Here is a 14,342-nt window from a genome sequence, read left to right as displayed (position 1 = left end):
AAGTCATTTTTTTGAAATGTCAGAGGTAAAACAATATGCGTGAAATTTTGAATCATTTTGATAGGCCCTTGAATAAAAATAGTTTAAATAAAGATAGTTCTGTCCAAAAGACTCAAAACCTTTCATGCCAACCTCATCCTAAACGGTTTTATAGAGAAGTGAAAATTGCTTGTGAGGAGGGAGGCTTTACGATCTTGTTAGATGAACGTCCGGTTAAGACACCAGCAAAGCGTCATTTTCTTGTACCAACGCAAGTGTTTGCTGAATTCATTGCTCAGGAATTTGAGAGCCAAAAGAACGTTATTGATCCAGCAACAATGCCGATGACGCGTCTGGTTAATACTGTTATTGATGGTATCGCTGATGATATGCAAGTTGTTTTTGAGGATTTATTGCGTTTTGTTGCTTGTGATATGATCTTTTATCGTGCACAAACTCCTAGAGGGTTGGTGCAAAAGCAATCTGAGCAATGGGATCCTTTATTGGATTGGGCAGAAGAAAAACTTGGTGCACGATTTTATTTGACAGAAGGGTTGATGCATGTGGAACAATCACCAGAAGCACTTCAAGCTGTGAGTCATTATTTGCGTCGCGTTGAGTCCCCTTATATGCTTGCTGCACTCCATGTGATGACAACTTTAACGGGATCTGCTCTTATTGCTCTTGCGGTTGCTGCGGGACAAATTGATGCGGATCATGCTTGGTCTATTGCCCATTTAGATGAAGATTGGATGATGGAACAATGGGGAACGGATAAGGAAGCAATGGTGTGTCGCGCTCATAAAAAAGTTGAATTTAATGCTGCTGCTACAATTGTTAGAACTTGTTTATAATTGTTTATAAAGTTAAATCCTTTATTTATATACATTCTCTTTAATTATTGTATTTTTGTAATTTTTAGAGGATTGATTTTAATTTTTTTAAGTCCAGGAAATGCTTCAGTTGTTATGTCTAAGAGCGCTTCTTCATTCCCATGAATAAAATACCATTGAGGATAGCCAAGGTGGGGATGGTTAAGTAGAGCGATAATCTCAGTTTGGATAGAGCATTTTTGCCCAGAATTTGTTGTCGTTACAAACTCTACCGGTATAACAAAATAAAGAACACCATTATCAAGTTCGCCTTCACGTCTTTGCTCTTGATTGATGTGTACACTTTCAATTTTATAACGTTCTGTCAACCGTTCTATTTGGCTGTTCATGATGAGTCGAAATTGTGATCGGCTAAGATTTTTTTTGGCTGTGAAGCTGTTGATAATTTGGGGAGGGATAGCATCTAAAATGGCATTCGCATTGGCGTTTTGAAGTGCTTCACTGTAAGCTAATATTTCTTCTTCAAAGAGACGAAATATTGGGTTTTTCATGGGACTTGCTTGCGTTATCGGTGCGATAGTGATCATGTATAAAAAAACGGGAACGAGAAAACAAATTCGCAGCATTAGAAACCTCGTTAGTCAATTTAAAAAAATCCAAAATGATTATAAAGGAAAAGCAGATAAGAAAAAAGCTTCTCATGCTCTGGCATGAGACAGATATCCACAAAAATGGAGGCTTTCGCCCCCATTTTAAAAATCAAAAGAATACGTATTGATTTTTTAAACAGAATAGTACATATCAAATTCAACAGGATGAGGCGTTGTTTCGTAACGCAAGACTTCTTGCATCTTTATTTGAATAAAGGAATTGATCTGATCATCATCAAAAACATCGCCCATTTTTAGAAAGCTACGATCTTTGTCGAGCGCTTCAAGCGCTTCACGCAGACTTCCTGAAACGGTAGGGATATCTTTGAGTTCTTTTAAGGGAAGATCATAAAGATCTTTATCCATAGCATGTCCAGGGTGAATTTTGTTTTTGATGCCATCAAGACCAGCCATTAAGAGGGCTGCAAATGCTAAATAGGGATTTGCTGTTGGGTCTGGAAAACGAACTTCTACGCGTTTTGAATTTGGCGAAGAACTCATTGGAATACGGCAAGAAGCAGAACGATTACGTGCCGAATAGGCAAGAAGGACAGGAGCTTCATAACCAGGAACTAAGCGCTTGTAGGAGTTTGTGGATGGATTGGTAAAGGCATTGATTGCTTTTGCGTGCTTAATAACACCACCAATAAAAAATAAACATGTTTCTGAGAGGCCGGCATATTCATTTCCCGCAAAAATGGGTTTTCCATCTTTCCAAATGGACATATGGACATGCATTCCTGAGCCATTGTCACCAAAAATAGGCTTTGGCATAAAAGTTGCTGTTTTTCCATAGCTGTTTGCTATTTGATGCACAACATATTTAAAAATTTGCATCTTATCAGCTTCGCGAACAAGCGTGTCAAAACGAATCCCCAACTCATGTTGACCGGCAGCTACTTCATGATGGTGTTTTTCAACCTGCACCCCCATATCTTTGAGTGCTGTGAGCATTTCAGAACGCATATCTTGGCAGGAATCAATCGGTGGGACAGGAAGATAGCCTCCCTTCATTCGTGGACGATGTCCTAGATTGCCTGTTTCATATTCCGTATCATCATTGGAAGGAAGTTCACTTGAATCGAGTTTAAACCCTGTGTTGTAAGGGTCCGTTTTATAGCGCACATCATCAAAAATAAAAAACTCTGCTTCTGGGCCTATATTGATTGTATCTCCAATACCTAAAGATTTCATATAAACCTCAGCTCTTTTGGCGATAGAACGAGGATCTCTACGATAAAACTCACCAGAGACAGGATCAAGGATGTCACAAAATATGACCAAAGTAGACTGAGCAAAAAAAGGATCAATATGCGCCGTTTGGGGATCAGGCATTAAAACCATGTCAGATTCATTAATTGTTTTCCAACCAGCAATTGAGGAACCATCAAACATAACACCATCACTAAAGGTATCTTCGCTGATTTCTGCGATATCCATTGTAATATGATGCAATTTTCCTCGTGGATCAGTAAAACGTAAATCAACAAAACGGATTTCGTTGTCTGTAATCTGTTTGATAATATCTGATGCGGTTGTCATATTCAATTTCCTTAATATGGCGTTGAGGGTGATAAAAGGTGAATTTTTCGTTGTTGATTAAAGAGCATCGATCCCAGTTTCGTCAGTGCCTATATGAATGGCATCATCAATGGAAAAAACAAATATCTTTCCATCTCCTATATGTTTTGTTTGTGCTGCTTTGCGTATTGCATCAACAGTTTGTTCCAGTTTTTCATCGGATACAACAATTTCAATCTTTACTTTAGGCAGAAAGTCAACAACATATTTCGTACCACGATAAAGTTCTGTATGTTCCTTTTGACGACCAAAACCTTTCGCTTCTGTGACTGTAATACCATGTAGGCCAATTTTTTGAAGCGCTTCTTTTACTTCATCAAGTTTGAAAGGTTTTATAATGGCTTCAATTTTTTTCATGCTGAAATTATCTCCAACGTTATTTTGTCTTTTTAGACTGCATCACATTATATTGACAACTCTAAGATGTCCAACAGATACTTTGTGCACAAAAACTCGAAAAAAATGACGCTCTATGCTCTTGAAGGAGAGTTTTTTGTAGAATAAAGCGCAATGCTGTTGTTTTGGAAAAAATCTTACAATTCTTTGTATAGAATTAAAATAATAATATAATAAGAGAGTTTTTTCTTTTTTATTGAATAATACATTGATTTATAAAGATAATTAAACGTTTCTCATATTGAATGAGAAACTCTAATAGCGTGATTTTTTTTCACTTTAGATCTTTTTATCATCAATCAATTTAAAAAATATCTTTGTATATTATTCAGTCGTACGAGGTGTGGATAAAAACGGTTAAGAGAGAAATAAAATACCGATAATGAATGACATTTCAAATGTAAGGGCTTTGAGGTAGTAATGGAGAGTAGAAAATATTGGTAAATATCATGATAGCGACGATTTATCCTGCCATAAATATAAAGATGTTGGTATACAATAATTGATGTATCAAAATGCCATTTCAGGGGATGTCGTGAAATGAGCTTTAGAGCATTGGGAAATATTTTTTAAATAAGCGTCTGGAATTGGCAACGCAAATTATTCCATTTGGGGCGTTCCATCCCTTCGTGAGGATCCTGATCTTATTAAAGAACGTGATAAACAAAAGTGTAAAGCGATGTGCAATCTGCATTATAAGATTTTGCTGTGGATGCTTTTGAAAATCGTTAAGATCAAGATGAATGAAAAGGAGATGGAAAAGATGAAAACTTTTTATATCCTCAAGACTTTGTATTTTTCCCCAAATTAGACTGTTTGATCGTTTCAGATATAAACAAACAGGGGAAAAAGATACGCCATTATGCGCGCGTTCCTATTGGTAATACGAAAACGGAAACAGCTTATAAAGCGCTAAAAAACGTTTCAGTCTTTGTTTCAAATATGCTGCTGTACTGGTATGAGATATTAATTTAGAGGCAACAATAACAACACAGGCTTTATTTGTATACTGTCTTTTACAAGGTAAGCCTTTCAAGGGGAAGCCTTTTTAAGAGTTGGAATTGTAGAGAGAGTGACGCAGTAAAACATCTTTTAGAAATTTTCCCGTATAGGAAGCAGGAACTTTAATAATATCTTCAGGGCGTCCAATTGCAACGATTTCACCACCGCGATCTCCACCTTCTGGTCCTAAATCAATAATCCAGTCGGCTGTTTTGATAACATCAAGGTTATGTTCAATGACAATAACGGTGTTGCCTTGATTGACTAGTTCATGGAGTACTTCAAGAAGTTTAGCAATATCATGAAAATGTAAACCTGTTGTCGGTTCATCCAAAATATAAAGTGTACGTCCCGTTGTTTTGCGTGAAAGTTCTTTTGCAAGTTTGACACGTTGTGCTTCCCCACCAGAAAGCGTGGTTGCTTGCTGTCCTACTTTTATGTAACCCAATCCTACTTTAATGAGGGTTTCCATTTTATGATGAATAGCTGGAACAGCGTGGAAAAATTCCTCTGCCTTTTCGATTGTCATATCCAAAATATCGGCGATAGATTGCCCTTTGAATTTTATTTCTAGTGTTTCTCGATTATAGCGCTTTCCTTTACAGACATCACAAGTCACATAGACATCCGGTAAAAAGTGCATTTCAATTTTGATGACTCCATCACCTTGACAGGCTTCGCAGCGTCCTCCTTTAACATTAAATGAAAAACGCCCCGCTTTATAACCACGGGCTTTTGATTCTGGAAGTTCGGCAAACCAATCACGAATCGGTGTAAAAGCACCTGTATAGGTTGCGGGATTAGAGCGTGGGGTGCGCCCAATGGGAGACTGGTTGATATCAATGACTTTATCAAGAAATTCTAAGCCTTCAATTTTATCATAGCTTGCAGGACTGTGATGACTGCCCATGATCTGATGGGATGCTGCTTTAAAAAGCGTTTCAATAAGAAATGTTGATTTTCCTCCTCCAGAAACACCGGTGATGCATGTGAAGGTTCCAAGAGGGATATTTGCACTGATATTTTTAAGGTTATTGCCTTTGGCGCCGATGATTTTAAGGGTTTTCGATTTTGATATTTTGCGTCGCTCTGTCGGCAGTCTAATAGCCATTTTTCCTGAAAGATATTGGCCTGTGAGAGAGGATGGATTCTCTATAACTTCTTGCGGTGTCCCTTGTGCTATGATTTTACCACCATGAACCCCTGCCGCAGGGCCCATATCAACAACATGGTCTGCTGTGCGAATGGCATCTTCATCATGTTCCACGACAATGACTGTATTGCCAAGATCGCGTAAATGGCGCAGCATTTCCAAAAGACGTTCATTATCACGTTGGTGTAAACCGATAGATGGTTCGTCTAAAATATAAAGGACTCCTGTAAGACCAGAACCAATCTGAGAGGCTAATCGAATGCGTTGACTTTCTCCTCCTGAAAGCGTCCCTGAATTTCGAGATAAGGTGAGATATTCCAATCCTACATGATTTAAAAAAGCTAAGCGTTCGCGAATTTCTTTTAAAATACGTACCGCGATATTGCGTTGTTTTTCCGTGAGATATTGATGAATATTGGCAAACCAATCATCTGCTTTGAGAATAGAAAGATTTGATATTTGCCCAATATGCATCCCATGGATTTTTACAGCGAGTGCCTCTGGTTTTAAACGATAACCGTGACAGGCTTCGCAAGGGGAAGAAGACATATAACGCTCAATTTCTTCACGGGACCAAGCAGAATCAGTTTCCTTCCAGCGTCTCTCCATATTGGGGATGACTCCTTCAAAAGGTTGAGTCATTTTATGTGAACCAGAATTATTTTTGTAGATAAAAGAAATTTCATTTCTTTTTGTACCGTAGAGAATAGCCTGTTGTGCTTCATGAGAGAGTTCACACCACTGATCTGTGAGTTTGAAACCATAAGTTTTTCCTAATGCTTCTAAGGTTTGGCTATAATAAAGTGAATCTGATTTAGCCCAAGGTGCAATGGCTCCGCCTTTTAAGGTAAGATTTTTATTGGGTACAACTTTCAGTGGGTCCATTCTTTTTTTGATGCCAAGTCCATCACAGAGAGGACAGGCTCCAAAAGGGTTATTGAACGAAAAAAGACGTGGTTCAATTTCAGGGATAGAAAAACCTGATACAGGGCAGGAAAACTTTTCTGAAAAAAGAAGTCGTTTATGTGTGTCATTTTTTGACTTATGAGCTGATTCCTTTGTCGTTTCTTTTTGTGCCAAGGGTTGGTCAGCCATTTCAGCAATGGCAAGTCCATTTGCTAGCTGTAAACAAGTTTCTATACTATCAGCCAAGCGAGAGGTGATATCTTTATTGATAACAATGCGGTCTACCACGACATCAATGTCATGTTTATACTTTTTATCAAGAGGTGGAATATCAGGGATTTCATAGAATTTTCCATCGACTTTAGCGCGTTGAAATCCTTTTTTTAAAAGTTCTGTGAGCTCTTTTTTATATTCTCCCTTGCGACCGCGCACTAAGGGAGCCATAATAAAAATTCGCGTTCCTTCTGGTAAGGCCATAATTTGATCAACCATTTGGCTTACCGTTTGACTTTCAATGGGGCGTCCTGTCGCAGGGGAATGAGGAATACCAATACGAGCAAAGAGGAGGCGCATATAGTCGTGGATTTCAGTGACGGTACCAACTGTTGAGCGCGGGTTGCGGCTGGTGGTTTTTTGTTCAATGGAGATGGCTGGAGAAAGGCCGTCTATGCGATCAACGTCGGGTTTTTGCATGACTTCGAGAAATTGTCGTGCATAAGCTGAAAGGCTTTCGACATAGCGGCGTTGTCCTTCAGCGTAAATTGTATCAAAAGCTAAAGACGATTTTCCTGATCCAGAAAGACCTGTTATAACAATGAGTTGATCACGAGGAAGATCGAGATCAATATTTTTAAGGTTATGCTCACGTGCACCGCGAATGGAGATATATTTTTGATGAGTCATATTTTATCCTTAGCATATGTGACAAAAACTGAGCCTCTAAAATGGAATAAAACTGTTTTTCTAGAATTACAACGTGCTTAACTGCTTTAACGCAGAAAGAAGGTATAAGTTTTATGAAAAGAAAATACAAATGAGCAGCTTTTTATTCTCTATTGATGGAATAAACTATGCGTTGTTATCATATTTTGTTATAATCACATTGGATCCAATATTGGGAAAGGGTAGCAATATCCATATTGAAGGTCAATTACAAACGCGTAAATTGAAGGTCAAGATGGTTATAACTATTCTATAACAGTATTTTACGAATTAAAATTTTGGAGTTTATGCGATGGCTGGTAGCCTTAATAAAGTTATTTTGATTGGTAATCTCGGGTCAGATCCCGAAATCCGCCGTTTGAATTCTGGGGATCAAGTGGCAAATTTGCGTATTGCTACTTCGGAAAGTTGGCGTGATCGGAATACAAATGAGCGAAAAGAACGCACCGAGTGGCATAGTATTGTTATTTTTAATGAAAACCTTGTCAAAATTGCAGAGCAATATTTAAAAAAAGGCAGCAAAATTTATATTGAGGGACAGTTACAGACACGGAAATGGCAAGATCAAAATGGAAATGATCGTTATACAACGGAGGTTGTTTTGCAAAAATACCGTGGTGAATTACAAATGCTTGATGGGCGCGGGGGAGCTAGTGGAGAGCAAGGAGCCAGTCAAGGGGGAAGTTACAGTGGTGGCTTTGCGGATAGTAGCTCAAATCAGAGAAATGCTTTTGGTCAAAATAATAGCCAAATGGGAGAAGACTTTGCTCACAAATTAGATGATGACGTCCCTTTCTAAGAGTCTTTAAAATTACAGTATTACGACTTCTTTATGGTTTGTTTGTTTTAGATTTTTGAAGTTTAGCGAAGTGGAAATTGTTTATTATTATTGATAATTTTTAACAGAGATTAATAACATCTTGAAAAATATTGTTAAATTTCTCCTTTGTTATGGGCGATAAATTAGCATTCTGGTGTATTTTTCGATATAAACAAAGTGAAATGATTCTTTTTTGAAAGTTTAAAAATTGTGACCGATCTTACTCCGCAGCTAGAACGTGATGTGCTGACCGGTATTGAACCAATCAGCATTATTGATGAAATGCAACGCTCTTATCTCGATTATGCGATGAGCGTCATTGTTTCGCGTGCACTCCCTGATGTCCGTGATGGTCTTAAACCTGTTCATCGACGTATCCTTCATGCTATGAATGAGATGGGGCTTGTCTTTAATAAACCGTATCGTAAATCTGCTGGTGTTGTTGGGGAGGTTATGGGAAAATTCCATCCCCATGGTGATGCTTCGATTTATGATGCTTTGGTGCGTATGGCGCAGGATTTCTCTCTGAGAAATCCATTGATTGATGGTCAGGGGAATTTTGGTTCCGTGGATGGTGATCCACCGGCGGCAATGCGCTATACGGAGTGTCGTTTAGAAAAAGTTTCAGAAGCGCTTTTAGCTGACATTGATAAAGATACTGTTGATTTTCAAGATAATTATGATGGGCGTGAACGTGAACCGGTTGTTTTACCAGCGCGTTTTCCTAATCTTTTGGTTAATGGATCAGGGGGGATTGCTGTGGGAATGGCAACCAATATTCCACCTCATAATCTTGGTGAAGTTGTTGATGGTTGTATCGCTCTGATTGATAATCCAAGTATCACACTCGATCAAATCATTGAAATTATTCCTGGTCCAGACTTTCCTACAGGGGGGATTATTCTGGGCCATTCTGGTGTCCGTTCAGCTTATGAGACAGGGCGTGGCTCAATTATTATGCGTGCTAAAGTTGAGATTGAAGAAATTCGCAGTGGTCGACAGGCAATCATTGTGAGTGAGATTCCTTATCAGGTTAATAAGGCAACGATGATTGAGAAAATGGCGGAATTGGTACGTGATAAACGCATTGAGGGAATCTCTGATTTGCGTGACGAATCTGATCGTGATGGCTATCGTGTCGTTATTGAGTTGAAGAAAGATGTTGTTGCGGAAGTTGTTTTAAACCAATTATATCGTTATACGCCGCTGCAAACTTCTTTTGGTTGTAATATGGTTGCGTTGAACGGCGGAAAACCCGAACAAATGACGTTGCTTGATATGCTTCGTGCATTTGTTAATTTTCGGGAAGAGGTTGTTAGTCGGCGAACAAAATATCTTTTGCGTAAAGCCCGTGAGCGGGCCCATGTTTTGGTTGGTCTTGCCCTTGCAGTTGCCAATATTGATGAAATCATAGCGCTTATTCGCAAAGCTCCTGATCCGCAGACAGCACGTACACAATTAATGGAGCGACGCTGGCCAGCGATGGATGTTGCGCCTTTGATTAAACTTATTGATGATCCCCGTCATATTATTCATGAGGATGGTACTTATAATCTTTCTGAAGAACAGGCGCGTGCTATTTTAGAATTGCGCTTACAAAGGTTGACAGCCCTTGGACGTGATGAAATCGCTGATGAGTTGAATAAAATTGGCGTGGATATTGCTGATTATCTTGATATCTTGGCATCACGTATACGCATTATGGGTATTGTTAAAGACGAGTTGAGTACTCTTCGTGAGGAATTTGCAACGCCGCGACGGAGCGTATTTGGTTTTGGTAGCGCTGAGATGGAGAGTGAAGATCTGATCGCGCCAGAGGATATGGTGGTAACGGTGAGCCATAGTGGCTATATTAAGCGCGTCCCTCTTAATACCTATCGTGCACAGCGTCGTGGTGGTAAGGGACGTTCTGGGATGTCGACGAAAGATGAGGATTTTGTAACGCGTTTATTTGTCGCTAATACGCATACTCCAGTTCTTTTCTTTTCATCACGGGGGATTGTTTATAAGGAAAAAGTTTGGCGACTGCCTCTGGGGACACCGCAATCGCGCGGACGGGCTTTGATCAATATGCTTCCCTTACAACAAGGCGAGCGTATTACAACCATTATGCCTTTGCCTGAAGATGAAGCAAGCTGGAGTGCATTGGATGTCATGTTTGCGACAACACGTGGAACTGTGCGTCGTAATAAGTTATCAGACTTCGTTCAGGTTAATCGTAATGGTAAAATTGCTATGAAACTTGATGAAGAAGATGAAATTCTTTCGGTTGAAACTTGTACAGAATATGATGATGTCGTTCTCACAACAGCGAATGGACAATGTATTCGTTTCCCTGTTGTGGATGTTCGTGTCTTTGCAGGGCGTAATTCTGTAGGAGTTCGTGGTATCAATTTGGCTAAAGGCGATAAAGTTATTTCGATGACAATCTTAGAGCATGTTGAAGCGACGTCTGTTGAGCGTTCTGCTTATATTAAACGTGTGATGAATGAACGGCGTGCTGCTGGTGCAGAGGCTGATGTTGAAGATATTGTTACGCTTGATGAGGAAGATGGGGGTATTGCAACAGAGTTAACGGATGAGCGTTATGCAGAACTTCATGCACGTGAACAAATGCTTTTAACCGTGAGTGAATTTGGTTATGGCAAACGCTCTTCTTCCTATGAGTTCCGGATTTCGGGACGTGGGGGAAAAGGGATTCGTGCAACAGATCCATCTAAGACGGCTGAAATTGGTAAATTAGTAGCGGCTTTCCCCGTGAAGGCGCAAGATCAAATTATGTTGGTATCAGATGGGGGACAGCTTATTCGCGTCCCTGTTGAGGGAATTCGTACGGCTGGGCGCTCAACGAAGGGGGTAACCATTTTTAATACAGCTGAAGGTGAAAGAGTCGTATCGGTTGAGCGTATTTCTGAACCTGAAGATGATACGCGTTCATTAGAGGATGAAGGTGAGAAGCATTCTGATACAGTTGATATGAGCGAAGAAAAGTAATTTTGAAAAGGATGGAATAAAATCATGAAAATTGCTTTTTATGCTGGTTCCTTTGATCCTCTTACAAACGGTCATCTTGATGTTTTAAAAGGGTGTTTTGTGTTAGCTGATAAGGTGGTCATTGCTATAGGTATACAAGCGGGCAAGAAAACACTCTTTAGCTTTGAAGAGCGCGTTGGTTTGATTGTGCAGGTAGGGAAAGACTTGTTTGGTGCAGATTCTGATCGGTTGCAGGTTCTTTCATTTGATAACCTTCTCATTGAGAAGGCGCGTGAAGTTGGTGCTTCATTTCTCATTCGTGGATTGCGTGATGGGACTGATCTTGATTATGAAATGCAAATGGCAGGGATGAATGCTATTATGGCCCCTGAATTGCAAACTGTTTTTTTGCCGGCAAGCGTTTCTGGACGTGCGATAACATCTACATTGGTTCGTCAAATTGCCTCTATGGGAGGGGATGTGACACCATTTGTGCCGACCAATATTGCACAAGCTTTACGTTCAAAATTCCAGTCTTTATAGGGGTGAATAATGGTGTCTCGTAGATTCTTTGCTGTTTTGATATGTATTTTTTGTTTTTTTTCATTGCCCGCTGTTGCTGATAATCCTAACCTAACAAGCTCAGCAAGTGATTCAAGCCTGCTTGTTTTATCTCTCAAAGACGGTGATGTTATTATTCGTTTGCGTCCTGATTTGGCGCCAAAACACGTTGCGCAAATCAAAAAACTAACAGAGGTGGGGGCTTATGATAATGTTGTGTTTCATCGCGTTATTCCTGGCTTTATGGCACAAACTGGTGATGTAAAGTTTGGAAAAAAAGGCAGTAGAGATTTTGACCTGAAACGCGTTGGTATGGGAGGTTCAAATTATCCCAATATACCGGCTGAGTTTTCAAAGCAGCCGTTTCAGCGCGGTACTGTTGGGATGGCACGTTCACAAGATCCAGATTCCGCGAATTCTCAATTCTTCATTTGTTTTGATGATGCTCCTTTTTTAAATGGTCAGTATACGGTTGTTGGAGAGGTCATAAAGGGGATGGATATCGTTGATAAAATTAAAAAAGGAACTGCAAGTAATAATGGGGCTGTAACAAATCCTGATGTTATTTATGCTGCTACTTTACAAATTGAAAGATAAATCATAAGGAGTTTTCATATGGCTGAGAATAAAAATCCAGAGAATATCTTAATTCTTGAAACGACGAAGGGTAGAGTTGTTATTGAGCTTTATGCTGATTTAGCGCCTGGTCATGTTGCACGTATTAAAGAACTTGTTCGTGAAGGTGCTTATGATAATGTTATTTTTCATCGCGTTATTGATGGTTTTATGGCGCAGACTGGTGATGTGCAATTTGGTAAGAAGGATGGTGAAAATTTTAATTTATCACGTGCGGGGACAGGTGGTTCGAAAAAACCAGATTTAACGGCAGAGTTTTCAAACCTTTCTCATAAGCGTGGTACAGTTTCTATGGCGCGGAGTCAGAATCCGAATTCTGCTAATTCGCAGTTTTTTATTTGTTTTGCAGATGCTCCGTGGCTTGATCGTCAATATTCCATATGGGGGAAGGTCGTTGAGGGTATGGAAAATGTTGATAAAATTAAGCGCGGTGAACCTGTTGTCGATCCTGATGCAATTACCAAAGCTGTTATTGCTGCAGATGCAAAGTAGTATAGATTATACTGATTTAAATTGTAAATTTCTGGGAAAAAATGTTCTTTTCTGATCAATAAAAGCGCACAAAACTCTTTTGTAATATTGCACTTATCTTTCATATTCTCGAGCCAAAAATTCGCCATTATTTTCTTCAATCTGATCTTTAAGAATTGACGCCAAGGATTTATTCGAGCAGCTGTCAGGATAAGAAAATGCAAAACCAGTTGTGTTAGGGGTGTTATTTAGCAAAGTGTTTTATAACGGCACTTCTCTCCGATCCATTGCTGGTCTCCTAGTGGTTTTGTTCCTTTCCTGAAAAAGAACGTGCTTTTGTTGCTGTTTGTATATCAACATCTAATCCTAATGCAGCAGCATATTCGAAAAACATATTGAGATGGATAAGAGCTTGGCTGTTTCAGTGTTCATATGCAAGGTGGAAGCGCGAGTGTATAATGTATATCCTTATTGGCATAATCTCGAAAACAGAAAGATTGCCTAATTGGGGAAGAATATAAAGACGTAAAAGTGAATATAAAAAGTTAGTTTTGCCATTTTCTTTTTAATTCAGCTTTACTTTTTTCAAAATCATTTAAAGCAGTATTTTTAAATAGCAAAGATTATGTATGGCCTTACGCTTTTGTTCTTCTCGTTTTTTATGGAGGAATGCCTTAAAAGGAATATACTTGTGTTGCATATTTACGCGCTTATTAAAAAAGACACCTGCTAAGCACATTCAAGCCCCTTTCGTGAATAATCTAACGGTAAAGCCGCTATGAATCATATAAAACTTATTGAGCAGCATTATCTTTATGCTTAATAGCTTAATAAAAGAGTAAGCTGGCACCATCACACATTTTACTATTTTCTAAGGTTGCAATCCAAAGCTCTTGGCACTTGAGAGCATTCACAAGAAGCATTTTTTAGTCTTTTTTTGTACAGATTCATTCCACATGACCTAGTCGTTTATAACGTGTAAGTAAGTGATTTTGAGTGATTTAATATGGTATAAGTTTGGAATGAGAGAATCTGACGCTATACGAGTCTTTCATTCAATATGCAAAAAGTAAATTATTTTTATAAATCAATCTATTGTCCAATAAATAAAAACTTATCTTTCAAAGTGAGAAATATTGAAAGCGAATGTGATTAAAATTTTCCTCTATTCCTACAAAAACATTGCTTATGAAAATGCGTAAAGAGGAGATTATTGAGATAATAATTTAACAGTTCTATTTTAAGGCTTTGGTGCGTTAAACATCGATATTTTGAGGTATAATATTTTGTTATTTTCTGAAGCTAGATTATTTCTTTATTATGGTGATTTCTTGATAGTAAATGTTCTTTTATCTCGTTTATCTTTTTATACTGGTTTGAGTGAATCAAAAATTAATTCATAAAATTTATGGCAATGCTTGTAAGGAAGATATCTTTTT

At 38.7% G+C, this 14,342-nt stretch carries 10 protein-coding genes; 6 read left to right on the top strand and 4 right to left on the bottom strand.

Annotation, left to right across the window (positions count from 1 at the left end; translation table 11 throughout):
* Nucleotides 1-35: 35 nt before the first annotated feature.
* Complete coding sequence (locus FJG96_RS07210; protein WP_139413366.1) at nt 36-833, top strand: ATP12 family chaperone protein; 798 nt, start codon at nt 36-38, stop codon at nt 831-833.
* Between the two features lie 44 nt (nt 834-877).
* Here FJG96_RS07210 and FJG96_RS07205 read toward each other — a convergent pair whose 3' ends face one another.
* From FJG96_RS07205 to uvrA, 4 genes are all read right to left on the bottom strand, one after another.
* Nucleotides 878-1,438 (bottom strand): hypothetical protein, encoded by a 561-nt coding sequence (locus FJG96_RS07205; RefSeq protein WP_139413365.1) that lies wholly within the window; start codon nt 1,436-1,438, stop codon nt 878-880.
* A 156-nt stretch (nt 1,439-1,594) separates the two neighbouring features.
* Nucleotides 1,595-3,004, bottom strand: a complete 1,410-nt coding sequence (glnA, locus tag FJG96_RS07200; protein WP_139413364.1) for a type I glutamate--ammonia ligase — start codon at nt 3,002-3,004, stop codon at nt 1,595-1,597.
* A gap of 57 nt (nt 3,005-3,061) precedes the next feature.
* Nucleotides 3,062-3,400, bottom strand: a complete 339-nt coding sequence (locus FJG96_RS07195) for a P-II family nitrogen regulator (RefSeq protein WP_139413363.1) — start codon at nt 3,398-3,400, stop codon at nt 3,062-3,064.
* Between the two features lie 1,087 nt (nt 3,401-4,487).
* Complete coding sequence (gene uvrA / locus FJG96_RS07190) at nt 4,488-7,403, bottom strand: excinuclease ABC subunit UvrA (RefSeq protein ID WP_139413362.1); 2,916 nt, start codon at nt 7,401-7,403, stop codon at nt 4,488-4,490.
* Between the two features lie 331 nt (nt 7,404-7,734).
* On the opposite strand from uvrA, the gene ssb reads away from it, so the two are divergent.
* The 5 genes from ssb to FJG96_RS07165 all read left to right on the top strand — a co-directional run bounded on the left by ssb (nt 7,735) and on the right by FJG96_RS07165 (nt 12,924).
* Nucleotides 7,735-8,241: a single-stranded DNA-binding protein gene (ssb, locus tag FJG96_RS07185; RefSeq protein WP_139413361.1), complete on the top strand. Its 507-nt coding sequence runs from the start codon at nt 7,735-7,737 to the stop codon at nt 8,239-8,241.
* Nucleotides 8,242-8,472: 231 nt separating this feature from the next.
* Nucleotides 8,473-11,256, top strand: a complete 2,784-nt coding sequence (gene gyrA, locus FJG96_RS07180) for a DNA gyrase subunit A (RefSeq protein ID WP_139413360.1) — start codon at nt 8,473-8,475, stop codon at nt 11,254-11,256.
* A gap of 24 nt (nt 11,257-11,280) precedes the next feature.
* Nucleotides 11,281-11,778 (top strand): pantetheine-phosphate adenylyltransferase, encoded by a 498-nt coding sequence (gene coaD, locus FJG96_RS07175; protein WP_139413359.1) that lies wholly within the window; start codon nt 11,281-11,283, stop codon nt 11,776-11,778.
* Between the two features lie 9 nt (nt 11,779-11,787).
* Entirely contained in the window at nt 11,788-12,393 is a 606-nt protein-coding gene (locus FJG96_RS07170; RefSeq protein WP_425456571.1) for a peptidylprolyl isomerase, read from the top strand.
* A gap of 18 nt (nt 12,394-12,411) precedes the next feature.
* Entirely contained in the window at nt 12,412-12,924 is a 513-nt protein-coding gene (locus tag FJG96_RS07165) for a peptidylprolyl isomerase (RefSeq protein WP_139413358.1), read from the top strand.
* Nucleotides 12,925-14,342: the final 1,418 nt, after the last annotated feature.

This window comes from Bartonella mastomydis (assembly GCF_900185775.1).
GTDB classification, from domain to species: Bacteria; Pseudomonadota; Alphaproteobacteria; order Rhizobiales; family Rhizobiaceae; genus Bartonella; species Bartonella elizabethae.
The sequence above is the reverse complement of the archived record's forward strand: the minus strand, read 5'-3'. Positions and strand labels throughout refer to the sequence as shown.